We start from the raw sequence: 24189 nt of genomic DNA on the forward strand, positions 1-24189 counted from the left end.
ATGAGCAAAACACAATACTTCCAATTCCAGCCCTTCAACGTGGGGCGCCTTCTGGTGTGGAGCGGCTTTGCGCTGCTCCTGCTCGTCGCACCGCTGCTCTTCAAGAGCAGCCTCGCGCTGACGGTGCTCTCGCAGATGGGCTACATGATCATCATCTGCCTGAGCTACAACCTGCTGCTGGGTCAGGGCGGCATGCTGAGCTTCGGCCATGCCGTCTACACGGGTCTGGGCGCGTTCTTCACGATCCACGCGCTCAACATGGTCGGTGGTGGCAAGCTGCCGATCCCGGTAAGCCTGTTGCCCATCGTCGGCGGTCTCGCCGGTGCCGGCATCGCGGCCCTGCTCGGCTGGGTGACCACCAAGAAGTCCGCCAACACCTTCGCGATGATCACGCTGGGTGTGGGCGAGCTGGTGTTCGCGATGTCGCTGATGTTCTCGGGCTTCTTCGGCGGCGAAGGCGGCATCAACGCCAACCGCGTGGTCGGGCAGCCGTTCTTCGGCATCACCTTCGGGCCGGCCATCCAGGTTTACTACCTGATCGCGGTGTACTGCTTCATCTGCACCGGCCTGATGTTCATGCTGACGCGCACGCCGCTCGGCCGCATGCTCAATGCCGTGCGCGACAACCCGGAGCGTGTGGAGTTCGTCGGCTACAACACCCAGGTGGTGCGCTACATCGCCTTCATCATCGCCGGCTTCTTTGCCGGCATCGGTGGCGGCCTCACGGCGATCAACTTCGAGATCGTGACGGCGGAGTCGGTGGGCGCGGCGCGCTCGGGCGGCTACCTGCTGTTCACCTTCCTCGGCGGCGCGTCGTTCTTCTTCGGCCCGATCATCGGTGCGGTGCTCGCGGTCCTGGCCTTCGTGCTGCTGTCGGAGATGACCAAGGCCTGGTTGCTGTACCTCGGCATCGTGTTCCTGGTGATGGTGATGTTCGCCCCGGGCGGCATCGCGAGCCTCATCATGATGAACGTGCGCGTGGCGGCATTCGGCAAGTGGAAGCGCCTTGCCTTGAGCTACCTCGGCCTCGTCCTCACCACCGTGGTGTGGCTGGTCGGCGGCGCGGCCATCATCGAGATGGTCTATCACGTGCAACTTGAAGCCGGCACCGGCGACACCATCAAGTTCATGGGCCAGGTGCTCAACACCAAGGACATGACCAACTGGATCGGCGCGGCTGCGCTGCTGTTGGTGGGTGGTGGGCTGTTCGAGCTGGTGCGTCGCCGCTTCCATGCGAAGTGGGGCGCGATCCAGGAAGAAATCGAAAAAGAGATTCACCGCAGGGGTGCTGCATGAGCCAGGGCAACGTGGCAAACGACAAGGGCGGTTGGGCGGTCGAGCTCAACGACTGCCGCAAGAGCTTCGGCAAGACCGAAATCATCCGTGGCGCTTCGCTCAAGGTGAAGGAAGGCGAACGTGTGGCCATCATCGGCCCCAACGGCGCCGGCAAGTCCACGCTCTTCAACCTCATCAGCGGGCGCTTCGGTCTCACGAGTGGCGAGATCAAGCTGCATGGCCAGCGCATTGACGGTCTGCGGCCGTTCGAGATCAGCCGACGCGGCCTGGCACGCAGCTTCCAGGTGTCCAACCTCTTCGGCCGCCTGTCGGTGTTCGAGAACATCCGCTGCGCGGTGCTGTGGTCGATGGGCTACCGCTACGTGTTCTGGAAGTTCCTCGCCAACCTGCACGACGCGAATGACCGCGCCGAGCAGGTCATGCGGATGATCAAGCTCGAAGCCAAGCGCGACGAAGCGGCGATGAACCTCACCTACGCCGAACAGCGCGCGCTCGAGGTCGGCATCACCATCGCCGGTGGCGCGAGCGTCATCCTGCTCGACGAGCCCACCGCCGGCATGAGCAAGAGCGAGACCTCGCGTTTCATCCAGCTCATCCGCGAGATCACCGTCGGCAAGACGCTGCTCACCGTGGAGCACGACATGGGCGTGGTGTTCGGCCTGGCCGACAAGATCGCCGTGCTCGTGTATGGCGAGGTGATCGCCTTCGACACGCCCGATGCCGTGCGCGCCAATGCGCGTGTGCAGGAGGCCTATCTCGGCTCCGTGCTGGCCGAACAACAAGCGGCGGGGCACTGACCATGACGATGCTTCAACTCAAAGACTTGCACGCCTTCTACGGCAAGAGCCATGTGCTGCATGGCGTGAACATGGACGTGAAGCCAGGCGAGATCGTGGCGCTGCTGGGCCGCAATGGCTCGGGCCGCTCGACCACCGCCAAGACGATCATGGGACTGGTCGACGGCCACGGCTCGGTCAAGTGGCGCGACCAGGAGATCCTCGGCAAGAAGGCCTTCCAGATCGCCCACGCAGGCATCGGCTACGTACCCGAGAACCGCGACATCTTCCCCAAGCTCACCGTGCACCAGAACCTGATGCTCGGCGAGAAGGGCACCGCGAAGAAGCCGCGCTGGTCATTCGATGACATGTACCAGATGTTTCCGCGGCTCAAGGAGCGCCAGCACACCGAAGCCGGCGTGCTCTCCGGCGGCGAGCAGCAGATGCTCACGCTGTGCCGCACGCTGATGGGCGACCCTGACCTCATCATGATCGACGAGCCGACCGAAGGCCTGGCGCCGAAGATCGTCGAGCTGGTGGCCGAGTACCTGAAGGAGCTCAAGCGGCGCGGCATCTCGGTGCTGCTGGTCGAGCAGAAGCTCACCATCGCACTCGAGATCTCGGAGCGCTGCTACGTGATGGGCCACGGCCAGGTGGTGTTCGAAGGAACGCCTTCCCAGCTGCGCGCCGACGCGGCCATTCGCAAGGAGTGGCTGGAGGTCTAAGATCGACTGAAGCCGCTAGCCACCTCGGCCGGCACTGCTTCGCACGACACCCCGGCTGGCCGGTTTGTCGCTGACGAGACAGGAGCCGGCCGTTCTGTTTTCTAGACTCGAACGATCGTTCGCTTTTTGCCGTTCCATCCGGCTTCAGAAGGGTCATCCGCCATGAGCGCCACCTATGAATTGCGCGGCAACGTCGCCGTCATCACACTGAACAATCCGCCGGTCAACGGCCTCGGGCATGCCACCCGCCTGGGCATCACGCAAGGGCTCGAGAAGGCCGAGGCCGACAGCGCCGTGAAGGCGGTGGTGATCACCGGTGCCGGCAATGCGTTTTCCGGTGGCGCCGACATCAAGGAGTTCGGTTCGCCCAAGGCGATGGCCGAGCCGAACCTGCTGAGCGTCATCGCGGCGGTCGAAGCATCGAGCAAGCCGGTGGTCGCGGCCATCCACAGCGTGTGCATGGGGGGTGGGCTGGAACTGGCGCTCGGTTGCCACTACCGCGTGGCCGCCAAGGGCACGCAGGTGGCGCTGCCGGAAGTGAAGCTCGGCCTGCTGCCCGGTGCAGGTGGCACGCAGCGCCTGCCGCGCGTGCTGGGTGTCGAGACCGCGCTCAACATGATCGTGAGCGGCGAGCCGGTCAAGAGCGAGATGCTCGCCTCGCTGCCGGGGCAGAAGCTCTTCGACAAGCTGGTGGATGGCGATGTCGTCACCGCCGCGCTGGCGTTGGCCGCCGAGGTGGCCGACAAGCGCCCGCTGCCGCTCGTGCGCAACCTCAAGGCCAAGCACCCCAACGCGGACGGCTATCTGCAGTTCGCCCGCAATTCGGTGGGGGCGATGTCGCGCAACTACCCGGCGCCGCTGCAGTGCGTGGAAGCCGTGGCCAATGCCGTCTACAAGCCTTTCGACGAAGGCATGCGCCTCGAACTGGTGGCCTTCCAGGCCCTGATGCTCACGCCCGAAAGCCGCGCGTTGCGCCATGTGTTCATGGCCGAGCGCGCCACGAGCAAGATTCCTGACGTGCCGGCCGACACGCCGGTGCGCGATGTGAAGAAGCTCGCCATCATCGGCGCCGGCACCATGGGTGGCGGCATCGCGATGAACTTCCTCAACGCCGGCATGCCGGTGGTGATGCTCGAGATGAAGCAGGAAGCGCTCGACCGCGGCGTCGCCACCATCCGCAAGAACTACGAGGCGCAGGTCAAGAAGGGCAAGCTCACGCAGGAGAAGCTCGACGTCCGCATGGGGTTGCTCACCACCACGCTCAACTACGGCGACCTGAAGGACGCCGACATGGTGATCGAGGCCGTGTTCGAAGAGATGGGCGTGAAGGAGAAGGTTTTCAAGGCGCTCGACGAGGTGATGAAGCCCGGTGCCATCCTCGCGTCCAACACCTCCACGCTCGACGTGAACCAGATCGCCGCCTTCACCAAGCGCCCGCAGGACGTGATCGGCACGCACTTCTTCAGCCCGGCCAACGTGATGAAGCTGCTGGAAGTGATCCGCGGCGAGAAGACCGCGAAGGACGTGCTCGCCACCGTGATGGCGCTCGGCAAGAAGATCAAGAAGACCTGCGTGGTCTCGGGCGTGTGCGATGGCTTCATCGGCAACCGCATGATCGAGCAGTACTCGCGGCAGGGCGGCTTCCTGCTGGAAGAGGGCGCGACGCCCGAGCAGGTCGACAAGGCGATCGAGAAGTTCGGCTTCGCGATGGGCCCCTTCCGCATGGGCGATCTCGCCGGCAACGACATCGGCTGGTACATCCGCAAGCGCCGCTACGTCGAACAACCCGAGATGATCTACAGCAAGACGGCCGACGTGCTGTGCGAGATGGGCCGCTACGGCCAGAAGACGGGCGCCGGCTGGTACGACTACAAGCCGGGCAAGCGCGACGCGATTCCCTCGAAGGAGGTCGTGGCGATGATCGAGAAGGTGCGTGCCGAGAAGGGCATCACCCCTCGCAAGATCAGCGACCAGGAGATCGTGCAGCGCCTGGTCTACGCACTCGTCAACGAAGGCGCCAAGATCCTCGAGGAAGGCATCGCGCTGCGCGCCTCCGACATCGACATGGTCTACCTCACCGGCTACGGCTTCCCCGCGTTCCGCGGTGGCCCGATGTGCTACGCCGATACGCAGGGCCTCTTCAACGTGGTCGCCAGCATGCGCCGCTTCCAGAAAAACCCGCGCGACGACGCGAAGTTCTGGGAGCCGGCGCCGCTGCTGGCCAAGCTCGCGGCCGAGGGCAAGACCTTCAGCTGATCCCGACAAGCATCACCAGGAGACACGATGAAGCGCGCCACCTTCACCAGCATGGAGACCAGCACCGCCGACGACTGGTCCATCATCAAGGAAGAGGCCGGCGTCTTCCAGCGCGGCCTGCCTGACCGTCTCATCGCCCACCTGAAGCTGCTCGAAGGTGACTACGGCGGATTCCCGGTCGACCGCTACACCCACTCGCTGCAGACCGCGACAAGGGCGATGAAGGACGGCCGCGACGACGAGTACGTGGTGTGCGCGCTGCTGCATGACATCGGCGATACGCTCGGGCCCGCCAACCACTTCGACATCGCCGCAGCCATCCTCAAGCCCTGGGTCAGCGAAGAGAACCTCTGGATGGTGCAGCACCACGGCATCTTCCAGGGTTACTACTTCTTCCACCACCTCGGCCTGGACCGCCACCTGCGCGACCAGTTCGCAGGCCACCCGAGCTACGAGCGCACGGCCGAGTTCTGCGCGCTCTACGACAACCCGGCCTTCGACCCCAAGGGCGAGACGCTGCCGATCAGCGAGTTCGAACCGGCGTTGCGCCGCGTCTTCGCCAAGCCCAAGAACAGCATCTACCTGCCGGCCCAGAAGGCCGCCTGATCACCCGAATCTTCCGGAGTACCCCATGACCTCAGCCGTGATCGTTTCCACCGCCCGCACGCCGCTCGCCAAGAGCTGGAAGGGTGCTTTCAACATGACCCATGGCGCCACGCTGGGTGGTTTCGCCGTGAAGGCCGCCGTCGAACGCGCCGGCATCGAAGGTGCCGAGGTCGACGACGTGATCATGGGCTGTGCCACGCCCGAAGGCGCGACCGGCGGCAACATCGCACGCCAGATCGCCCTGCGCGCCGGCCTGCCGATCACGACCAGCGGCATGACCATCAACCGCTTCTGCTCCAGCGGCCTGCAGACCATCGCCACTGCCGCGCAACGCATCATCGCGGGCGAAGGCGACGTGTACGTGGCCGGCGGTGTGGAGAGCATCTCCTGCGTGCAGAACGAGGCCAACCGCCACATGGCCGCCGACGGCTGGCTCGTGGAGCACAAGCCCGAGATCTACTGGAGCATGCTGCAGACGGCCGAGCAGGTGGCCAAGCGCTACAACATCGGCCGCGACCGCATGGACGAGTACGGCGCTGCCAGCCAGCAGAAGGCCTGCGCTGCGCAAGAGGCCGGCAAGTTCAACGCCGAGATGATCCCGGTCACCACGATGGCTGGCGTGGCCGACCCGGTGATGGGCCTGCGCACGAAGGAAGTGACCATCAGCGCCGACGAAGGCCTGCGCGCCGGCACCACCAAGGAAGGCATCGCCGGCATCAAGCCCGCACTGCCGGGCGGCCTCATCACGGCAGGCAACGCGAGCCAGTTCAGTGACGGCGCCGGCGCCTGCGTGCTGATGAACGAGAAGCTGGCCGAGCAGCGGGGCTTCAAGCCGCTGGGCCGCTTCCTCGGCTTCGCGGTGGCCGGTTGCGAGCCCGACGAGATGGGCATCGGCCCGGTGTTCGCCGTGCCCAAGGTGCTGAAGAAGCTCGGCCTCAAGGTCAGCGACATCGACCTCTGGGAACTGAACGAGGCCTTCGCCGTGCAGGTGCTCTATTGCGCAGACACGCTGGGCATTCCGATGGACCGCCTCAACGTCAACGGCGGCGCGATTGCCGTCGGCCACCCCTACGGCGTGAGCGGCCAGCGCCTCACCGGCCACGCGCTCATCGAGGGCAAGCGCCGTGGTGCCAAGCGCGTGGTGGTGACGATGTGCATCGGCGGTGGCATGGGTGCTGCCGGCGTGTTCGAGGTGCTGTGACGAGCTGACGACATGACTTACCGCTCCACCGTCGATTTCTTTCTCTATGACTGGCTGGCGGTGGAGGAGCTGACGCAGCGCCAGCGCTTCGCCGACCACTCGCGCGACACCTTCGCCTCCGTGCTCGACACCTGCGAGCGCATCGCACGCGACAAGTTCGAGCCTTTCAACCGCCTCGCCGACACGCAGGAGCCGCACTTCGATGGCGAGAAGGTGATCCTGCCGCAGGCGTCGCACGATGCGGCCAAGGCCTACGTCGAGTCGGGCATGCTGGCCGCCGCGCAGGACTACGACATCGGCGGCATGCAGTTGCCCTGCGTGGTGGAGATGGCGGCCAACACCTTCTTCTCCAAGGCCAGCATCGGCCTCGGTGGTGGCGGCATGCTGACCGCCGGCAACGCCAACCTGCTGATGGCGCATGGCACCGAAGCGCAGAAGGAAGTCTTCGCGAAGAACGAGTTCGCCGGCCGCTTCTTCGGCACCATGTGCCTCTCCGAGCCGCAGGCCGGCTCGTCGCTCTCCGACATCCTCACGCGCGCCACGCCCGATGGCGATGACTTCGAGAGCGACCCGCTCGGCCCACGCTACCGCCTGCGCGGCAACAAGATGTGGATCAGCAATGGCGAGCATGAGCTCACCGAGAACATCGTGCATTTGGTGCTGGCCAAGATTCCCGGACCGGATGGCAACCTGATCCCCGGCACCAAGGGCATCTCGCTTTTCGTCGTGCCGAAGAAGCTGGTCGACATCGACGGCAAGCTGACGGGCGAACGCAACGACGTGGCACTCGCCGGCCTGAACCACAAGCTCGGCTACCGCGGCATTCCCAACACGCTGCTCAACTTCGGTGAGGGCAAGTACCCGGCGCGTGGCAAGGCGGGTGCGATCGGATACCTCGTGGGCAAGCCGGGCGATGGCCTCAAGTGCATGTTCCACATGATGAACGAGGCGCGCATCGGCGTGGGCCTCGGTGCGGTGATGCTGGGTTATGCCGGCTACGAGGCCAGCCTCGAATACGCGAAGGGTCGGCCGCAGGGTCGCCCGATCGGCGTGGGCGGCAAGGATGCGAAGCAACCGCAGGTGCCGATCATTCAGCACGCCGACGTGAAGCGCATGCTGCTCGCGCAGAAGTCGTACTGCGAAGGGGCGCTGGCGCTGGAACTCTATTGCTCGCGCCTCGTCGACGAGCTGCACACGGGCGACGTCGACAAGCGCGCCGAAGCCGGCCTGCTGCTGGAGATGCTCACCCCCATCGCCAAGAGCTGGCCCAGCGAGTGGTGCCTGGAGGCGAACAGCCTCGCGATCCAGATCCACGGTGGCTACGGCTACACGCGCGACTACCCGGTGGAGCAGTACTGGCGCGACAACCGCCTCAACATGATCCACGAGGGCACGCACGGCATCCAGGGCCTCGACCTCCTGGGCCGCAAGGTGGTGATGGATGGCGGCAAGGGCCTCGCGCTGCTCGCCGCCAAGGTCAACGCGACCATCGAGCGCGCGGTGCAGACGCCCGAATGGGCCGAGCCGGCGAACGCAGTGGCCGGTGCGCTCAAGCACCTGGGCAACGCCACCAAGGCAGCCTGGGCGACCGGCGTGCCCGAAGAGGCGCTCGCCAATGCCGTGCCCTACCTGCAGGCCTTCGGCCACACGGTGCTCGCTTGGATCTGGCTCGACGTGGCGCTGTGCGCGCAAGCGTCCAAGGCCGACGAGAACCTTCGGCAGGGCACGCTCGCGGCCGCGCGCTACTTCTTCCGCTACGAGCTGCCACGCGTCCCGGCGTGGCTCAAGGTCGTCGAGACACGCGACGACACCTGCCGCACGATGAACGACGACTGGTTCTGAGCATGAAGACTTCGACGCTCGACACCCTGATCTGGGTGCTGATCTACGGTGGCTTGCTGGGCGTGGGCCTCGGGCTCTACGTACAACGCACCGAAAGCGCGCTCGGCACCAGCGTGCTGGCCATCGGCGGCGGCGTGGCCGCCCTCGGCTTCGCCCTCATCTACGTGCGCTCGCGCATGAAAGACGACAACCCCTCCGCACCGGAGAAGAAAGCACCATGAGCACCCCCGTCCAGAAACTCTTCGACCTCAGCGGCAAGACCGCACTCGTCACCGGCGGCTCGCGCGGCCTCGGCTTGCAGATCGCCGAAGCGCTCGGCGAGGCCGGTGCGCGCATTCTGCTTACCTCGCGCAAGGCGGCTGACCTGGAAGAGTCGGCCGCTCACCTGAAGGCGCGTGGCATCGACGCGATTTGGGTCGCCGCCGACGCGAGCGTGCCGGAAGAGATCCAACGCGTCGCCGCCGACGCGATGGCCCGCCTCGGCAACGTCGACATCCTCGTCAACAACGCCGGCGCGACCTGGGGTGCCAAGGCCGAGGACTACCCGCTCGAAGCGTGGGACAAGGTCATGAACCTCAACATCCGCAGCATCTTCCTGATGAGCCAGGCGATCGGCAAGCTGAGCATGATCCCGCGCCGCCAGGGCCGCATCATCAACGTGGCTTCGATCGCCGGCCTCTCCGGCGCCGGCCCCGACATCCAGTACATCGCCTACGGCACGAGCAAGGGCGCGGCGGTGAACTTCACCCGCACGCTGGCGGGCGAGTGGGGCAAGTACGGCATCACCGTCAACGCGCTCGCGCCGGGTTTCTTCCCGAGCAAGATGACCAAGGGCACGATCGAGCGCGTGGGCGCCGACGCGATGGCCTCGCGCGCGCCGCTGCAGCGCATCGGCGACGACGACGACCTGAAGGGCGCCGCGCTGCTGTTCGCATCGGCGGCCGGCAAGCACATCACGGGGCAGATCCTCGCGGTCGACGGCGGGGTGTCGGCCATCCACGGCGGCTGAAACGTCGGCCGATGAAGTTCCACACCTACATCCCGTTCGTCGAGCACCTTGGCTTCGAATTGCTCAGGTTCGAGGACGGCGAGGCCGAGATCGCCGTCACGCTTCGCGAGGAGCTGTGCAACTCGTGGAGCGTGGCGCACGGCGGCGTGACGATGACGCTGCTCGACGTGACGATGGCGCACGCCGCTCGCGCCACCGGGCTCAGTGGGGAAGGGCAGAGCAACGGCATCGGCGTCGTCACCATCGAGATGAAGACGAGCTTCATGCGCCCAGGCCTCGGCCGCCTGCATGCCAAGGGCAGGCGCGTGCATGGCACCGCGTCGCTGGCGTTTTGCGAGGCGCAGGTGTTCGATGAGAAGGGTGCGCTCGTCGCCCAGGCGAGCGGCACCTTCAAGTACCTGAAGGGCCTGCCCGCGGGCGGCCGCAAGATCATGCGCAACAACGCGTCGGATTGAAAAGGAAAACGCTCATGTCCGACCTCGTGCTGCACCACTACGCGGGCTCGCCCTTCTCTGAGAAGGTGCGCCTCATCCTCGGCTACAAGGGGCTGGCCTGGAAGTCGGTCATCGTGCCGGTGATGCTGCCCAAGCCCGACGTGGTGGCGCTCACCGGCGGCTATCGGCGCACGCCCTTCCTGCAGGTCGGTGCCGACATCTACTGCGACACCGCGCTGATGTGCCGCGTGATCGATGCGATGGCGCCGCAGCCGCCGCTGTATCCCGTTGCGGCATCGGGTGCTCAGCACGTGCTGGCGCAATGGGCGGACTCGACGCTCTTCTGGGCCGCGATCCCGTACACGATGCAGCCCGCCGGCGCGCAGCATCTCTTCGGCGATGCGCCGCCCGACTTTCTGAAGGCATTCGCCGCCGACCGCGCCGCCATGGCGCCCAACATGCGGCGCGCAACGCCCGCCGATGCGGCCGCGCAGCTCGCCAGCTACTTCGGCTGGCTCGAATCCGAGTTGTCCGATGGCCGTGCCTTCCTGCTGGGTGCGCAACCGTGCATCGCCGATTTCTCGGTGGCGCAATCGCTCTGGTACATCCGCCGAGCGCCGCCGGTGGCCACCGTGCTGGCGCCGTTCCCGCGCCTGCTGGCGTGGTACGAGCGCGTGGCCGCGTTCGGCCATGGCACGCCGGAGAAGATGCGCAGCGATGCCGCACTCGAACTCGCCGCCGCCACGCACCGCCATGCCGCGACGCAGGTCGCGCCCGACTCCGGCTTCGCCGCGGGTGAAGCCGTGACGGTTTCGCCCACCGACTACGCAACCGACCTCGTCAGCGGCACGCTGGTCGGCCTCAACCAGAACGAAGTGGTGATCGAGCGCAAGGATGAACGTGCCGGCACGCTGCACGTGCACTTCCCGCGCATCGGTTACCAGGTCAAGAAGCCAAGAGCTGAATCAGGAGAAAGCAAATGAAGAACTTCAAGGGCGGCACCGCCGTCATCACCGGCGCCGGCTCGGGCTTCGGCCTCGAAGCCTCGCGCATCGCCGCGAAGCTTGGCATGAACGTCGTCATGGCCGACGTGCAGAAGGATGCGCTCGACGCCGCCACCGCCGAGATCGAAGGCTTGGGCGCGAAGGTGCTGCCGTTCAGGCTCGACGTGGCCAAGGCGGCCGAAGTGGAAGCGCTGGGCGCCGCCACCTTCGAGCGCTTCGGTGCGCCGACCTTCGTCTTCAACAACGCCGGGGTCGGCGGTGGTGGCCTGATCTGGGAGCAGTCGCTGAAGGACTGGGAGTGGGTCGTCGGCGTCAACCTGATGGGCGTGGCGCACGGCGTGCGTGTCTTCACGCCCATGATGCTCGAAGCCGCGAAGAAGAACCCGGCCTACGAAGGCCACATCGTCAACACCGCCTCGATGGCCGGCATGCTCAACGCGCCGAACATGGGCGTGTACAACGTGACCAAGCATGCGGTGGTGGCGCTGAGCGAGACGCTCTATCAAGACCTGCGCCTCGTGACCGACCAGATCGGTGCCTCGGTGCTGTGCCCGTATTTCATCCCGACCGGCATCAGCAAGAGCGCGCGCAACCGCCCGGCCGAGATGACGGACGTCGACGCCAAGCCCACCAAGAGCCAGCTGATCGCCCGCGCGATGAGCGACAAGGCCGTGAGCAGCGGCAAGGTGACCGCGGCCACGATGGCGCAGGCGGTGTTCGATGCCGTGGCGGCTGGACGCTTCTACATCTTCAGCCACCCCCACGCGCTCGGCGGCGTGCAGACGCGCCTGGAAGACGTGATGCAGCAGCGCAACCCCACCGACCCGTTTGCCGCCAGGCCCGAGTTGGGCGAGCAGCTGAAGGCCGCGCTGCGCGCAGCCGACTGATCAGCACCTGGAGTCGGCGACGGGGCGGTGCCGCCGCACCGACAATGCGGGCTGTTGTCGAACGCCTGCCGCCTCCATGAACGCTCCCACCCGAACTCCGCACATTGCCATCGTGGGTGGAGGTCCGGCCGGCCTGATGGCCGCAGAGGCCGCCGCGCAGGGTGGGGCGCAGGTCGACGTCTACGACGGCATGCCTTCGGTGGGCCGCAAGTTCCTTCTGGCGGGCAAGGGCGGCCTCAACCTCACGCACAGCGAGCCGCTGGAGCGATTTCTCCCCCGCTACGGCATGCGCCGGGCGCAGGTCGAACCGTGGTTGCATAGTTTCGGGCCCGAGCAGGTGCGGGCCTGGGCTCAGGGCTTGGGCGTCGACACCTTCGTGGGATCGTCGGGCCGTGTGTTCCCGACCGACATGAAGGCCGCGCCTCTCTTGCGTGCGTGGCTGCAGCGGCTGCGTGCGGCCGGCGTCCGGTTTCACATGCGGCACCGCTGCAAGGGCGTGGTGCCGGGTGACCCCGCCAGGCTTGAGTTCGATGCACCCGGCGGCGTGCAATCGGTCGAAGCCGATGCGGTTGTGCTGGCGCTTGGTGGGGCGAGCTGGGCGAGGCTCGGCTCCGACGGCGCTTGGGTGAGCTGGCTGGGCCTGTCGGCCGACGAGCTGGCGCCGCTTCAGCCGTCCAACTGCGGCTTCGACGTCGGCTGGTCGGCGCATCTGCAGGAGCGATATGCCGGACAGCCGTTGAAGTCGGTGCACTTGTCGTTCCAGCCTGGGCAGGGCGCGGCCTTCGACCAGATCGGGGAATGCGTGGTCACGCAGACCGGCCTGGAGGGCAGTCTTGTCTACGCCGCGTCGGCCGGCTTGCGCGACGAGATCCAGGCGCATGGCCACGTGATCATCCATCTCGATCTGCTGCCCGCGCGCGGTCTCGACTGGGTGCGCGGTGAGCTCGCTCACCCGCGGGGGCCACGCTCTTTGTCGACACATCTGAAGAGCCGGCTCGGGTTGCACGGCGTCAAGGCCGGCCTGCTCTACGAGCTGCTCGCCAAGGACGAGCTGGCAGACGTGGGCCGGCTGGCGCAGGCCATCAAGGCCCTGCCGGTGAAGCTGGTGGCCGCGCGGCCGCTCGACGAAGCCATCAGCACCGCAGGCGGTGTGCGCTTCGAGGCGCTGGACGAGCGCCTGATGCTGGCCCGACGGCCCGGCATCTTCTGCGCAGGCGAGATGCTCGACTGGGAGGCGCCGACCGGTGGCTACCTGCTCACGGCCTGCCTGGCGACCGGGCGCGCGGCGGGAGCCGGCGCCCTGTCTTGGCTGGGTCTTCGCTAGATCTTCACCAGCAGCACGCGGCGCGTCTCCCGACGGCCTGCGTGCATGGGCCCGAATCTGAGATCAGTACGGGCAGTTCGTGCGCGAGTCAGACACGCGCAAGGTGTTGGCGATCTGCGTCTGGTGCGGAGCGCCGCAGAGGAACGGGCTGTAGCGGGTGTCGCTGTCGACGAAGCGCTTGAACCACGAGATCATGTACTTGCCGACCAGGCCGTACTCGCCGCTGTCTTGCGGGAAGAAGTGGTCTTCGTTGTTGAGCTCGAGGTAGCCCTTGGGCGTGCTCGACGGGATGCTCGTGTAGAACGGGATCGAGTGCGAGGTCACGCTCGCGACGGTGTCGCCATCGGCACCGACGATCAGCGTGGGCACGCGCACCGTCGAGAAGCTCTTCGTGGTGTGCCACGGAGCCAGCGGCACCGACGCCTTCAACGACGGGTAGTCGCGCGCAGCGGCCAAGCTGCCACCGCCGCCCATCGAGTGGCCCGCGACGGCGAGGCGCGACGAGTCGACCTTGCCGTAGAGCACGTTGGTGCGGCTGCTGGCGAGGCTCACCACCTTGTCGAGCGCGGCCTTCAGCTGGCGTGCGCGGCTGTCGGGCTGGTCGGAGGTGGTGTTGGTGTCGATCGTGATGACGACGAAGCCGTGCGAGGCAAGGCGGCTGCCGATCCAGCTGATCGACGACTGGTAGGCGGTGAAGCCGGGCGACACGGCGACGACGCCGTAGCTGCCGGTGGCGGTCGGGTAGTAGATGGTGCCGCCGCCGAAGCCGCTGGCGCTCAGGCGGGAAACGGTGGTCGTGCGGATGGCGAAGGTGCCGTCACGCTCGAGGCCGGCCACCGTGGGGTCCGGGCCCTTCTGGTACTGCGCGTTGGCAACGCCGGCGAAGAGCACTGCGGCCGCAAGGACCGAGGCCTTCGTGAATCGCGCGAGGTGTCGCACGGCGGGGTTCGAAGCAAATTGCATGGTGTCTCCTGGTTTTGGCTTAGGCGCCGATCTAGAAACGGTTTTAGGACGCCCGTTCAATGTCGACGCGTGGATAGTGCACTAGCGTGCTCTATTTGCGTTGTACGGCGTTGCTGAGTTGATCTGCGCCGAAAAAAGAACAGGGCGCACAGCCGAGGCTGGCGCCCTGTGGGTTTCCGATGGCGCGATGGTGGTCGCGCCAAGGTCACCAACCCGGATCAGTACGGGCAGTTCTCGCGGTAGTCGGAGAACGGGCCGAAGACACCCAGGTCGCCCTGGTGCTGGCTGCCACACAGGAACGGGCTGTAGCGCGTGTCGTTGTCCATGAAGCGCTTGAACCACGAGATCATGTAGCGGCCGACGATCGGGTAGTTCGACGACAGCTGCGGGAAGAAGTGGCCTTCACCGTTCAGCTCTGCGTACGCCTTCGACGTGGTCGACGGCAGGCTCGTGTAGAACGGGATCGAGTGCGAGGCCACCCCGGCGATGGCGTCGTTCTCGGCGCCAATGATCAGCGTCGGCACGCGCACGGTGCGCCAGCTCTTGGTGGTGTGCCACGGTGCGAGCGGCACGGCAGCCTTGTACGACGGGTTGTCGCGGGCCGCAGCCAGCGTGCCGCCGCCACCCATCGAGTGACCGGCCACGCCGAGGCGGCTGGAGTCGACCTTGTTGTAGACACCGCTGGTGCTGCGGCGGCTTTGCGCGACGACGTAGTCGAGCGCGGCCTTCAGCTGGCGGCCACGGCTGTCGGGCTGGTCGGAGGTGGTGATGGTGTCGATGGTGATGACCACGAAGCCGTGCGAGGCCAGGCGGGTGCCGATCCAGCTGATCGACGACTCATAGGCCGTGAAGCCGGGCGAGACGGCGATCGCACCATAGGTGCCGGTGGCAGTGGGGTAGTGAATGGTGCCGCCGCCGAAGCCGCTCGCTGCGGTGCGAGAGACGCTCTGCGTGCGCACGGTGAAGGGGCCGGTGCGCTCGAGCGCCGAGACCGTGGGGTCCGGGCCCTTCTGGTACTGGGCGTGGGCCACGCCGGTCAGGGCGAGGGTGGCCGCCAGCACGGAGGCCTTGGCGAAACGCGCGACATGGCGCAAGGTGGGGGTCAATGCAAGTTGCATGGTGTCTCCTGGGGTTGAACTGGCGCCGAGGACGAACTATTTGTGTACGGCTGTTCTAATTCGGCTCGCGCATGTTGAACGACAGTGCGTTTAAAACGTTTCATCGATTTCCCTGATCCCTGATTTACCGACTTATGTGAGGCTTTCGGGACTGTTTGTGGGTCGTAGCAACTCAATACTGATTGGGTAGAAAGATTTTTTGAATGGCTGTGCATCTGAACATTGCGCCTTGGTGGAAGAGGCGTTCCGTCCTTGCCGTGCTGGGCATCGCTCTCGTGGGCTCTGCCGCGGCCGTGCTGTGGTTCGGGGGGGCGAACGAACCGCCCGCCGCCCCCGAAGGGATCCACGCAAACACTTCCAACACAAAAGCAAGCGGCTTTGACAGCACCTCGGCCGGAGCCCGCGATTCGGGCGGCAACCCGGCCCTCGTGGAAGTCGATGTCCTTGGTACCCGCATGGACGTTTCCCGTCTTTTCCAGTTGGGATTCGGCGGCGGGCTCAACGTCGATGCCGACACGCGGGCCACGCTCGACACGCTGATGGTCCAGATGTCGGACCCACCCACCCCCGAGGAGACCGCGAAGCTGGAATACACCCTGCGGCAGGGTTTGCCGAAGGAGGAGGCCGAGAAAGCACTCAAGCTGCTGCAGGGCTACCGCAGCTATCAGGCGGACCTGCGCACCGAGGGCGCGCAACTGGCCATTCCAGAGACGGCTGCAAGCGTCGATGACTACTTTGCGAAGGTCGCGCTGATCCAGCGCCGCCACTTCGACGACAACACCGCCAGTGCACTCTTCGGGCAAGACCTGCGCAACGCTCGCGCCGTGATGATGGCGGCCGTGATTGACCAGAACCCCAACCTGACTCCGGCGCAGAAGAAGGAGCAGATCGACGCGCTGCGCGCCACGCTGCCACCGGAGCAACGCGGCATCGTTCCCGAACCGTCGGAAGGGGCAGCGTCCGAGGCGAAATGACCGTGTGGCACACTTCGCCGCTTCCGTTTTTCGTCCCTCTGCGGACTGCTGTACTTGAACAAGATTCTTCTGCAGTTGGCTGGCGAACTGAAGGTTCGCCCGGCCCAAGTGAACGCGGCGGTGGAGTTGCTCGATGGTGGCGCCACCGTTCCCTTCATTGCCCGCTACCGCAAGGAGGCCACTGACGGCCTCGACGACACGCAGTTGCGCGAGCTGGAAGGCCGCCTGGGCTACCTGCGCGAGCTCGAAGAGCGCCGCGCCGCGGTGCTCAAGAGCATCGACGAGCAGGGCAGGCTGACCCCCGAGTTGCGCGCGGCCATTGAAGCGGTGCCCACCAAGCAGGAACTGGAAGACCTCTACCTGCCCTACAAGCCGCGCCGGCGCACCAAGGGCATGATCGCCCGCGAAGCGGGGCTCGAGCCGCTGGCAGACAAGCTCTTCGCCGACCCCACGCTCGACCCGGCGGTAGAAGCGGCCGGTTTCGTCAACGCCGAGGCCGGATTTGCCGACGCCTTCGCCGTGCTCGACGGCGTGCGAGACCTGCTGAGCGAGCGCTGGTCGGAAGACGCCACGCTCGTGGGCAAGCTGCGCGAGTGGCTCTGGGAAGAGGGCCTGCTCAAGTCCAAGCTGATGGACGGCAAGGACGAGAACAACGCCGACGTGGCCAAGTTCCGCGACTACTTCGATTACGACGAGCCGATCGGCCGTGTGCCGTCGCACCGGGCGTTGGCCGTGTTCCGCGGGCGCACGCAGGAGATCCTCGATGCCAAGCTGGTGGTCGACGAAGAGGTGGTGCCCGGTCAGCCCACGCTGGCCGAAGGGCGCATTGCTCGCCACCTCGGCTGGAGCCACGCCAAGCGGCCGTCCGACGACCTGATCCGCAAGTCCATCGCCTGGACCTGGAAGGTCAAGCTGAGCCTGAGCCTGGAGCGTGACCTCTTCAGCCGCCTGCGCGAAGAGGCCGAGAAGGTGGCGATCAAGGTGTTCGCCGAAAACCTGCGCGACCTGCTGCTGGCGGCACCCGCCGGCCCGCGCGTGGTGATGGGGCTCGACCCCGGGATCCGCACCGGCGTGAAGGTGGCGGTGGTCGATGCCACGGGCAAAGTGCTCGACACCAACACCGTCTACCCGCACGAGCCGCGCAAGGATTGGGAGGGCTCGATCCATACGCTCGGCCGCCTCTGCGCGACGCACGGCGTGAACCTCATCGCCATCGGCAACGGCACCGCGAGCCGCGAGACCGACAAGCTGGCGTCCGACCTCATCAAGCGCATCCAGCAGCTTGCACCCGGCACCCACATCGAGAAGGTCGTGGTGAGCGAGGCCGGCGCTTCGGTGTACTCGGCGAGCGAGTTCGCGAGCAAGGAGCTGCCCGATCTGGACGTGAGCCTGCGCGGCGCCGTGAGCATTGCCCGGCGTCTGCAGGACCCACTGGCTGAACTGGTGAAGATCGAACCCAAGAGCATCGGTGTCGGCCAATACCAGCACGACGTGAACCAGGGCGAGCTGGCCAAGAGCCTCGATGCCGTCATCGAAGACTGCGTGAACTCGGTGGGTGTGGACCTCAACACGGCGTCGGCGCCGCTGCTGGCGCGTGTGTCGGGCCTGAGCACCGCGGTGGCCAACAGCATCGTGCGCTGGCGCGATGCCAACGGCGCGTTCAAGAACCGCCAGCAGCTCCTCGACGTGAGCGGGCTCGGTGCCAAGACCTTTGAGCTGAGCGCAGGCTTCCTGCGCATCAATGGCGGTGACAACCCGCTCGACCAGTCGGGTGTGCACCCCGAAACCTACCCGGTCGTCGAGAAGATCCTCGCCAAGGTCAGCAAGCCGCTGACGGAGGTGATGGGCCGAAGCGACGTGATCCGCGCCCTGAAGCCTGAGGCTTTCGCCGACGACACCTTCGGCGCCATCACGGTGAAGGACATCTTGGCCGAGCTGGAAAAGCCGGGCCGCGACCCGCGTCCCGACTTCAAGGTTGCGCGCTTCAACGATGGCGTGGAAGACATCAAGGACCTGCAACCCGGCATGACGCTCGAAGGCACGGTGAGCAACGTCGCGCAGTTTGGTGCCTTCGTCGACCTCGGCGTGCACCAGGACGGCCTCGTGCATGTGAGCCAGCTGTCGAACAAGTTCGTGAACGACGCGCGCGAAGTGGTGAAGACGGGCGACATCGTCAAGGTGAAGGTGCTGGAGGTCGACCTGGCCCGCAAGCGCATCTCGCTCACGATGAAGCTCGACACCGCACCGGCACCGCGGGGCGAGCGCGGTGACAACAGCTACCGCCCTCCGGCACGCGGCGAGCGCATGGGCGGCAAGCGTGCCCCGGCGCAAGCGCAGGCACAGGCGCCGTCGGCGATGGCCGCCGCGTTCGCCAAGCTGCAGACCAAGCGCTGATCGCTCGATCGCCATGCAAGCCCTGCAGGTCCACGCCGGCCCGCGTGCGCTCAAGCACCTGCGCGAGCACGGGCTGGCGGCGTCCGACGTGCGGGCGATCCCCGGTGCGGCCGGTGGCCCCAAGGGTTTGGTGCTGGGCCCGCTCGACCAGTTCATCTTCGGCGAGTGGTTGCAGGATGTGGCGCATCCCGTCCACCTGATCGGTGCGTCGATCGGCGCCTGGCGCATGGCGACCGCTTGCCTGCGCGACCCGCGCCAGGCCTTCGCGCGCATGGCCGACGACTACATCACGCAGGAATACGAGCACAAGGCCGGCAAGGCCCCGACGCCGACGCACGTGAGCGAGGTGTTCGGCGCCAAGTTGCTGGAGCACTTTGCCGGCCAGGAAGTGCAGGTGCTGAACCATCCGAAATTTCGGCTGCATGTGTTCACCAGCCGTGGGCGGCATGTGCTCAAGCGCGAAGGTCGCCGCTTGTCGCGGGTCACGACGCCTTTGGGTTATCTCGGTGCCTTCGCCACCAATGTCGTCAGCCGCAAGGCGATGGGCGCGTGGCTCGAGCGCGTGATCTTTTCCGACGCGCGCGACACCTTCCCGCTGCACACGCACGACTACAGCACCCGAATCGTCGCGCTCGACGCGCAGAACCTTCAGCAAAGCATCTTGGCCAGCTGCTCGATCCCGTTCTGGCTGGATGCGGTGCACGATATTCCCGGCGGCCCGCGCGGTGCGTATTGGGATGGCGGCATCACCGACTACCACCTGCACCTCAACTACGCCTCGCTGCGAGACGGCTTGGTGCTCTACCCGCACTTCCAGAAGTCGATTATTCCCGGTTGGCTCGACAAGGCGCTGAAGCACCGTCACCGCGCGAGTCCCCACCTCGATAATGTGGTGGTCGTATCGCCTAATCCCGAATGGATTGCCACGCTTCCCGATGGCAAGCTGCCGGACCGCAACGATTTCAAACGATATACCCACGATGTGCCCGCCCGGGTGAGGGCCTGGAGGCGGGCAGTGGCGGAGAGCGAACGCCTGCGAGACGAGTTCCAGCAACTCGTCGAGCGGCGCGAGCCCATCGCCGCGTTGCCACTTTGATCACCGACACACGACCGTCGTCCACCACAGGAGGAGCCGTACATGACCACGCCGCAAGGCCGCCCGAACGCACAGGCCGTTCAACTTCCGCACCAGCCGCTGCCGGACTATTACCCGTCGAACGATCTGCAGGCGCGCGAGAGCTTCCTGCGCAAGACTTTCGACGACACGGCAGTCGACTACAACAAGCTCGAAGCCATCCTCGGCTTCGGCACCGGCCCGAGCTACCGGGGCCGCGCACTCAAGCGCGCCGGCCTCAAGCCCGGGATGATGGTGGTGGACGTCGGCATGGGCACGGGCATCGTGTCGCAGGAGATCCTGAAGATCACCGGCGAGCCCTTGAAGCTGATCGGCGTCGACCCGAGCCCCGGCATGATGGCGCAGGCGAAGCTGCCGGCCGAGGTCGTGTGCAAGCTCGGCCGTGCCGAAGAGATTCCGGTGCCCGATGCGTCGGTGGACTTTCTGGTGATGGGATACGCGCTGCGTCACATCAGCGATTTCTCGAAGGCCTGTGCCGAGTTCCGCCGTGTGCTGAAGCCGGGTGGCCGCTTGCTCATCCTTGAGATCACCATGCCGCAGAGCCGGCTCGGCACCTGGGTGCTGAAGGCGTACATGCGCGGCGTGGTGCCTCTGCTGGCGCGCTTCGTGTCGAAGTCGTCGACCACGCCGATGCTGTGGCGCTACTACTGGGACACCATCGCCGGCTGCATTCCTCCCGCGCAGGTGATTGCGTCGCTTAGCGCTGCGGGCCTGCTGGAGGCAAGCCGGTATGTGGAACTGGGCATCTTTTCCGAGTACCGGGCGCAGGGCTGAACTAGAATCCCGGGTCCCCAGTCCATCACTGGCAATCTACAAGAGCGAGAAGGGCATCATGGTTATGACACCGCGAACTACGACCCGGCAGGTAAAGGTTTAGTCGGCCGCGGCTTCGTCACGTCTCTTCTCGTCATCATCAAAAAGCGCGGCTCATCACCGCGCTTTTTGCTTTCTGGAGTGTGCTCATCATGATTTCCGTTCAATTGCCCGACGGTTCCAAGCGTCAGTTCGACGGCCCTGTGACGGTGGCCGAGGTTGCGGCCTCGATCGGGTCCGGCCTGGCGAAGGCCGCGCTGGCGGGTCGCGTGGGGCAGGGCGCCGATGCGAAGGTCGTGGACACCAGCTACCGCATCGAGGGCGATACGTCGCTCGCCATCCTGACGGACAAGGATGCCGATGGTCTGGAGGTCATCCGCCACTCGACGGCACACCTGTTGGCCTATGCGGTGAAGGAGCTCTTTCCCGAAGCGCAGGTCACTATCGGCCCGGTCATCGAGAACGGCTTCTACTACGACTTCTCGTACAAGCGCCCCTTCACGCCCGAGGACCTGGCTGCCATCGAAGCCAAGATGACGGAGCTTGCGAAGAAGGACGAGAAGGTCGAGCGCCGCGTGCTGCCGCGCGACGAGGCCGTGGCGTACTTCAAGAGCCTGGGCGAGCACTACAAGGCCGAGATCATCGCGAGCATCCCGGCCAATGAGGATGTCTCGTTGTATCGCGAAGGCAAGTTCGAAGACCTCTGTCGCGGCCCGCACGTGCCCAGCACGGGCAAGTTGAAGCACTTCAAGCTGATGAAGGTGGCGGGTGCCTATTGGCGGGGTGACCACCGCAACGAGATGCTGCAGCGGGTCTATGGCACGGCCTGGGCCACGAAAGACGAGCTGCAGCAATACCTGCACATGCTCGAGGAGGCCGAAAAGCGCGATCACCGCCGCCTTGGGCGCGAACTGGATCTTTTCCACATCGACGAGCATTCGCCCGGCACGGTCTTCTGGCATCCCAAAGGCTGGACCATCTGGCAGGAAGTCGAGCAGTACATGCGACGGGTGTATCGCGAGAACGGCTATCAGGAGGTGAAGGGGCCGCAGATCCTCGACAAGAGCCTGTGGGAGAAGACGGGCCACTGGGACAAGTACCGCGAGAACATGTTCACCACGGAATCGGAAAAGCGCGACTACGCGCTGAAGCCGATGAACTGCCCCGGCCACATCCTCATCTTCAAGCAAGGCATCAAGAGCTACCGCGAACTGCCGTTGCGCTACGGCGAATTCGGGCAGTGCCATCGCAACGAGCCGACTGGCGGCCTGCACGGCATCATGCGCGTGCGCGGCTTCACGCAGGACGATGGCCACATCTTCTGCACCGAAGACCATATCCAGTCCGAGGTGACGGCGTTCACGACGCTGCTGCAGAAGGTCTACAAGGACTTCGGCTTCACCGACATCATCTACAAACTCTCTACCCGCCCCGAGAACCGCATTGGAACCGAGGAAAGCTGGGACAAGGCCGAGGCGGCCCTGGCCGACGGCCTGCGGGCTTCCGGCTGCGAATTCGAGTACCTGCCGGGCGAGGGGGCGTTCTACGGGCCGAAGATCGAGTACACGCTGAAAGACGCCCTCGGCCGCCCCTGGCAGTGCGGCACGATTCAGGTCGATCCGAACATGCCCGAGCGCCTTGACGCCGATTTCGTCGGTGAAGACGGTGCCCGCCACCGGCCGCTGATGCTCCACCGGGCCATCGTCGGCAGCCTTGAGCGCTTCATCGGCATCCTGATCGAGCAGCATGCCGGCGCGCTGCCGGTTTGGCTGTCCCCAGTGCAGGCAGTGGTCATGAGCATCACCGACGACCAAGCCGACTATGCCCGTGAGGTAGCGAAAACGCTTCAAAAACAAGGGCTTAGAGTCGAAAGCGATTTGCGAAACGAGAAAATTACTCGTAAAATCCGCGAGCATTCCCTGCAAAAGGTCCCGTTCCTCCTCGTCGTTGGCGACAAGGAGAAGGCGAACGGGGCTGTTGCCGTGCGCGCTCGCGGTAACCAAGACCTTGGTGTGATGCCCCTCGCCGACTTCGCCTCGAAGATCGCGGGTGACATTGCCAGTCGTGTTTGACGAGAGGTCCGGTTGTCCGGCGCGCGTTGATTGTTTTTGGGCCCTGTCGCCTTGGGGTTCGCTGAAGGAATTGAACTATCGCTACCTTTGCTGACCGCCGCGCTCCCAACGTGGAACGCAAGCACCGCCTGAACCGCGAAATCATGGCGCCGGAAGTCCGGCTGAACGGGGTCGAGAACGAGCCTTTGGGCATCGTCCCCCTGCAAGAAGCCTTGCGGATGGCCGGTGAGCTGGACGTTGACCTTGTCGAGATCGCCGCGCAGGCCGACCCGCCTGTGTGTCGCCTGATGGACTACGGCAAGTTCAAGTACCAGGAGCAGAAGCGCGCGGCTGAAGCCAAGTCGAAGCAAAAGGTCATCGAGATCAAGGAAGTCAAGTTCCGCCCGGGCACCGACGAAGGCGACTACCAGATCAAGCTGCGCAACCTGCGCCGCTTCATCGAGGAAGACGGCGACAAAGGCAAGGTGACGCTGCGCTACCGCGGTCGCGAGATCACCCACCAGGACATCGGCATGCGGCTTCTGGAGCGCATCCGCGACGACCTGGCAGATTGCTCGGTGGTCGAGAACATGCCCAAGCTCGAAGGCCGCCAGATGATCATGGTCCTCGGGCCAAAGAAGCGGTAGAGCGTTTGAAGAGTTCGTCGCCCTGGTTTGGTCACCAGGGTGATGCAAGAAGCCTCTGCAGGCTTACAAGACCGCGAGAGATTTCGCGGGCGCCTGCAGGAGCAATTTAGAAGGAGCAGTCATGCCCAAAATGAAGACCAAGAGCAGTGCGAAAAAGCGTTTTCGCGTTCGTCCGGGTGGCACCGTCAAGCGCGGTCAGGCGTTCAAGCGCCACATCCTGACCAAGAAGTCGACGAAGAACAAGCGCCAGCTCCGCGGCGCTGTCGGCGTCCACGAGACCAACATGGCAGGAATGGCGCAGATGCTGCCGTTCGCCGGTCTCTGATTTCTAGAAAGGAAACGACATGCCTCGCGTCAAACGTGGTGTAACCGCACGTGCTCGTCACAAGAAAGTTCTCGCACTCGCCAAGGGATTCCGCGGCCGCCGCAAGAACGTATTCCGCATCGCCAAGGAAGCGGTCATGCGCGCTGGGCAATATGCCTATCGCGATCGCCGCACCAAGAAGCGTGTGTTCCGCCAGCTCTGGATCGCCCGTATCAACGCGGCGAGCCGTGGCCTGGGTGTCACCTACAGCAAGTTCATGGCTGGCCTGAAGAAGGCCAACATCGACATCGACCGCAAGGTCCTTGCCGACATGGCCGTGAATGATCCTGCCGCCTTCGGCAGCATCGTCGAGAAGGTGAAGGCCCAGCTCGCTTGATGTCGTGATCACGCCGGGCGTTCATTTGCCCGG

23 protein-coding genes are annotated in these 24189 nt (G+C 65.5%); 21 read left to right on the top strand and 2 right to left on the bottom strand.

Annotation, left to right across the window (positions count from 1 at the left end; genetic code table 11):
* The 13 genes from RXV79_RS10780 to RXV79_RS10840 all read left to right on the top strand — a co-directional run bounded on the left by RXV79_RS10780 (position 1) and on the right by RXV79_RS10840 (position 13360).
* Entirely contained in the window at positions 1-1296 is a 1296-nt protein-coding gene (locus RXV79_RS10780) for a branched-chain amino acid ABC transporter permease (protein WP_316703432.1), read from the top strand.
* Positions 1293-2093, top strand: coding sequence for an ABC transporter ATP-binding protein (locus tag RXV79_RS10785; protein WP_316703433.1), 801 nt, complete (start codon positions 1293-1295; stop codon positions 2091-2093). The genes RXV79_RS10780 and RXV79_RS10785 overlap by 4 nt, the downstream gene beginning before the upstream one ends.
* 8 nt (positions 2094-2101) lie before the next feature.
* Positions 2102-2797, top strand: a complete 696-nt coding sequence (locus RXV79_RS10790) for an ABC transporter ATP-binding protein (protein WP_316704072.1) — start codon at positions 2102-2104, stop codon at positions 2795-2797.
* 162 nt (positions 2798-2959) lie between these two features.
* Positions 2960-5053, top strand: a complete 2094-nt coding sequence (locus RXV79_RS10795; protein WP_316703434.1) for a 3-hydroxyacyl-CoA dehydrogenase NAD-binding domain-containing protein — start codon at positions 2960-2962, stop codon at positions 5051-5053.
* 27 nt (positions 5054-5080) lie between these two features.
* Complete coding sequence (locus RXV79_RS10800; RefSeq protein WP_316703435.1) at positions 5081-5659, top strand: HD domain-containing protein; 579 nt, start codon at positions 5081-5083, stop codon at positions 5657-5659.
* Positions 5660-5684: 25 nt separating this feature from the next.
* Complete coding sequence (locus tag RXV79_RS10805; protein ID WP_316703436.1) at positions 5685-6860, top strand: acetyl-CoA C-acyltransferase; 1176 nt, start codon at positions 5685-5687, stop codon at positions 6858-6860.
* A gap of 12 nt (positions 6861-6872) precedes the next feature.
* Positions 6873-8702: an acyl-CoA dehydrogenase family protein gene (locus RXV79_RS10810; protein ID WP_316703437.1), complete on the top strand. Its 1830-nt coding sequence runs from the start codon at positions 6873-6875 to the stop codon at positions 8700-8702.
* Positions 8703-8704: 2 nt separating this feature from the next.
* Complete coding sequence (locus tag RXV79_RS10815; RefSeq protein ID WP_316703438.1) at positions 8705-8923, top strand: hypothetical protein; 219 nt, start codon at positions 8705-8707, stop codon at positions 8921-8923.
* Positions 8920-9711: an SDR family oxidoreductase gene (locus RXV79_RS10820; protein WP_316703439.1), complete on the top strand. Its 792-nt coding sequence runs from the start codon at positions 8920-8922 to the stop codon at positions 9709-9711. Before RXV79_RS10815 ends, RXV79_RS10820 begins: the two co-directional genes overlap by 4 nt.
* Positions 9712-9722: 11 nt before the next feature.
* On the top strand, positions 9723-10166 hold the full coding sequence (locus RXV79_RS10825; protein WP_316703440.1) for a PaaI family thioesterase: 444 nt from the start codon (positions 9723-9725) through the stop codon (positions 10164-10166).
* A gap of 14 nt (positions 10167-10180) precedes the next feature.
* Positions 10181-11128, top strand: a complete 948-nt coding sequence (locus RXV79_RS10830; protein WP_316703441.1) for a glutathione S-transferase family protein — start codon at positions 10181-10183, stop codon at positions 11126-11128.
* Complete coding sequence (locus RXV79_RS10835) at positions 11125-12036, top strand: SDR family oxidoreductase (protein WP_316703442.1); 912 nt, start codon at positions 11125-11127, stop codon at positions 12034-12036. Before RXV79_RS10830 ends, RXV79_RS10835 begins: the two co-directional genes overlap by 4 nt.
* A gap of 76 nt (positions 12037-12112) precedes the next feature.
* Positions 12113-13360 carry a TIGR03862 family flavoprotein gene (locus RXV79_RS10840; protein ID WP_316703443.1) on the top strand — a complete coding sequence of 416 codons (1248 nt, stop codon included), beginning with the start codon at positions 12113-12115 and terminating at the stop codon, positions 13358-13360.
* Between the two features lie 63 nt (positions 13361-13423).
* Here RXV79_RS10840 and RXV79_RS10845 read toward each other — a convergent pair whose 3' ends face one another.
* Together RXV79_RS10845 and RXV79_RS10850 are read right to left on the bottom strand one after the other, a co-directional pair.
* Positions 13424-14323, bottom strand: coding sequence for an alpha/beta hydrolase family protein (locus RXV79_RS10845; protein WP_316703444.1), 900 nt, complete (start codon positions 14321-14323; stop codon positions 13424-13426).
* Positions 14324-14541: 218 nt separating this feature from the next.
* Entirely contained in the window at positions 14542-15441 is a 900-nt protein-coding gene (locus tag RXV79_RS10850; protein ID WP_316703445.1) for an alpha/beta hydrolase family protein, read from the bottom strand.
* A gap of 203 nt (positions 15442-15644) precedes the next feature.
* Between RXV79_RS10850 and RXV79_RS10855 the strand changes: the two genes are divergently transcribed.
* The 8 genes from RXV79_RS10855 (at position 15645) to rplT (ending at position 24156) form a co-directional block, all read left to right on the top strand.
* On the top strand, positions 15645-16415 hold the full coding sequence (locus tag RXV79_RS10855) for a lipase secretion chaperone (RefSeq protein ID WP_316703446.1): 771 nt from the start codon (positions 15645-15647) through the stop codon (positions 16413-16415).
* Positions 16416-16469: 54 nt separating this feature from the next.
* Positions 16470-18809: a Tex family protein gene (locus RXV79_RS10860; RefSeq protein ID WP_316703447.1), complete on the top strand. Its 2340-nt coding sequence runs from the start codon at positions 16470-16472 to the stop codon at positions 18807-18809.
* A 13-nt stretch (positions 18810-18822) separates the two neighbouring features.
* Positions 18823-19905, top strand: a complete 1083-nt coding sequence (locus RXV79_RS10865; protein ID WP_316703448.1) for a patatin-like phospholipase family protein — start codon at positions 18823-18825, stop codon at positions 19903-19905.
* A 42-nt stretch (positions 19906-19947) separates the two neighbouring features.
* The gene (locus tag RXV79_RS10870; RefSeq protein ID WP_316703449.1) at positions 19948-20718 is read left to right on the top strand and encodes a class I SAM-dependent methyltransferase; all 771 of its coding nucleotides are present in this window, start codon (positions 19948-19950) and stop codon (positions 20716-20718) included.
* A gap of 191 nt (positions 20719-20909) precedes the next feature.
* Positions 20910-22829, top strand: a complete 1920-nt coding sequence (gene thrS / locus RXV79_RS10875) for a threonine--tRNA ligase (protein ID WP_316703450.1) — start codon at positions 20910-20912, stop codon at positions 22827-22829.
* Between the two features lie 110 nt (positions 22830-22939).
* Positions 22940-23455: a translation initiation factor IF-3 gene (gene infC, locus RXV79_RS10880; RefSeq protein WP_316703451.1), complete on the top strand. Its 516-nt coding sequence runs from the start codon at positions 22940-22942 to the stop codon at positions 23453-23455.
* Between the two features lie 121 nt (positions 23456-23576).
* Positions 23577-23780 (top strand): 50S ribosomal protein L35, encoded by a 204-nt coding sequence (gene rpmI, locus RXV79_RS10885; protein WP_201803926.1) that lies wholly within the window; start codon positions 23577-23579, stop codon positions 23778-23780.
* A gap of 19 nt (positions 23781-23799) precedes the next feature.
* The gene (gene rplT, locus RXV79_RS10890) at positions 23800-24156 is read left to right on the top strand and encodes a 50S ribosomal protein L20 (protein WP_201803925.1); all 357 of its coding nucleotides are present in this window, start codon (positions 23800-23802) and stop codon (positions 24154-24156) included.
* Positions 24157-24189: the final 33 nt, after the last annotated feature.

Origin of the sequence: Piscinibacter gummiphilus (genome assembly GCF_032681285.1) — a bacterium.
GTDB lineage: Bacteria > Pseudomonadota > Gammaproteobacteria > Burkholderiales > Burkholderiaceae_C > Rhizobacter > Rhizobacter gummiphilus_A.

What these genes read in the sequence shown, in the direction of transcription:
- RXV79_RS10780 (WP_316703432.1), top strand. Translation starts at nt 1, where the DNA reads ATGAGCAAAACACAATACTTCCAATTCCAGCCCTTCAACGTGGGGCGC.
- RXV79_RS10785 (WP_316703433.1), top strand. Translation starts at nt 1,293, where the DNA reads ATGAGCCAGGGCAACGTGGCAAACGACAAGGGCGGTTGGGCGGTCGAG.
- RXV79_RS10790 (WP_316704072.1), top strand. Translation starts at nt 2,102, where the DNA reads ATGCTTCAACTCAAAGACTTGCACGCCTTCTACGGCAAGAGCCATGTG.
- RXV79_RS10795 (WP_316703434.1), top strand. Translation starts at nt 2,960, where the DNA reads ATGAGCGCCACCTATGAATTGCGCGGCAACGTCGCCGTCATCACACTG.
- RXV79_RS10800 (WP_316703435.1), top strand. Translation starts at nt 5,081, where the DNA reads ATGAAGCGCGCCACCTTCACCAGCATGGAGACCAGCACCGCCGACGAC.
- RXV79_RS10805 (WP_316703436.1), top strand. Translation starts at nt 5,685, where the DNA reads ATGACCTCAGCCGTGATCGTTTCCACCGCCCGCACGCCGCTCGCCAAG.
- RXV79_RS10810 (WP_316703437.1), top strand. Translation starts at nt 6,873, where the DNA reads ATGACTTACCGCTCCACCGTCGATTTCTTTCTCTATGACTGGCTGGCG.
- RXV79_RS10815 (WP_316703438.1), top strand. Translation starts at nt 8,705, where the DNA reads ATGAAGACTTCGACGCTCGACACCCTGATCTGGGTGCTGATCTACGGT.
- RXV79_RS10820 (WP_316703439.1), top strand. Translation starts at nt 8,920, where the DNA reads ATGAGCACCCCCGTCCAGAAACTCTTCGACCTCAGCGGCAAGACCGCA.
- RXV79_RS10825 (WP_316703440.1), top strand. Translation starts at nt 9,723, where the DNA reads ATGAAGTTCCACACCTACATCCCGTTCGTCGAGCACCTTGGCTTCGAA.
- RXV79_RS10830 (WP_316703441.1), top strand. Translation starts at nt 10,181, where the DNA reads ATGTCCGACCTCGTGCTGCACCACTACGCGGGCTCGCCCTTCTCTGAG.
- RXV79_RS10835 (WP_316703442.1), top strand. Translation starts at nt 11,125, where the DNA reads ATGAAGAACTTCAAGGGCGGCACCGCCGTCATCACCGGCGCCGGCTCG.
- RXV79_RS10840 (WP_316703443.1), top strand. Translation starts at nt 12,113, where the DNA reads ATGAACGCTCCCACCCGAACTCCGCACATTGCCATCGTGGGTGGAGGT.
- RXV79_RS10845 (WP_316703444.1), bottom strand. Translation starts at nt 14,323, where the DNA reads ATGCAATTTGCTTCGAACCCCGCCGTGCGACACCTCGCGCGATTCACG.
- RXV79_RS10850 (WP_316703445.1), bottom strand. Translation starts at nt 15,441, where the DNA reads ATGCAACTTGCATTGACCCCCACCTTGCGCCATGTCGCGCGTTTCGCC.
- RXV79_RS10855 (WP_316703446.1), top strand. Translation starts at nt 15,645, where the DNA reads ATGGCTGTGCATCTGAACATTGCGCCTTGGTGGAAGAGGCGTTCCGTC.
- RXV79_RS10865 (WP_316703448.1), top strand. Translation starts at nt 18,823, where the DNA reads ATGCAAGCCCTGCAGGTCCACGCCGGCCCGCGTGCGCTCAAGCACCTG.
- RXV79_RS10870 (WP_316703449.1), top strand. Translation starts at nt 19,948, where the DNA reads ATGACCACGCCGCAAGGCCGCCCGAACGCACAGGCCGTTCAACTTCCG.
- thrS (WP_316703450.1), top strand. Translation starts at nt 20,910, where the DNA reads ATGATTTCCGTTCAATTGCCCGACGGTTCCAAGCGTCAGTTCGACGGC.
- rpmI (WP_201803926.1), top strand. Translation starts at nt 23,577, where the DNA reads ATGCCCAAAATGAAGACCAAGAGCAGTGCGAAAAAGCGTTTTCGCGTT.
- rplT (WP_201803925.1), top strand. Translation starts at nt 23,800, where the DNA reads ATGCCTCGCGTCAAACGTGGTGTAACCGCACGTGCTCGTCACAAGAAA.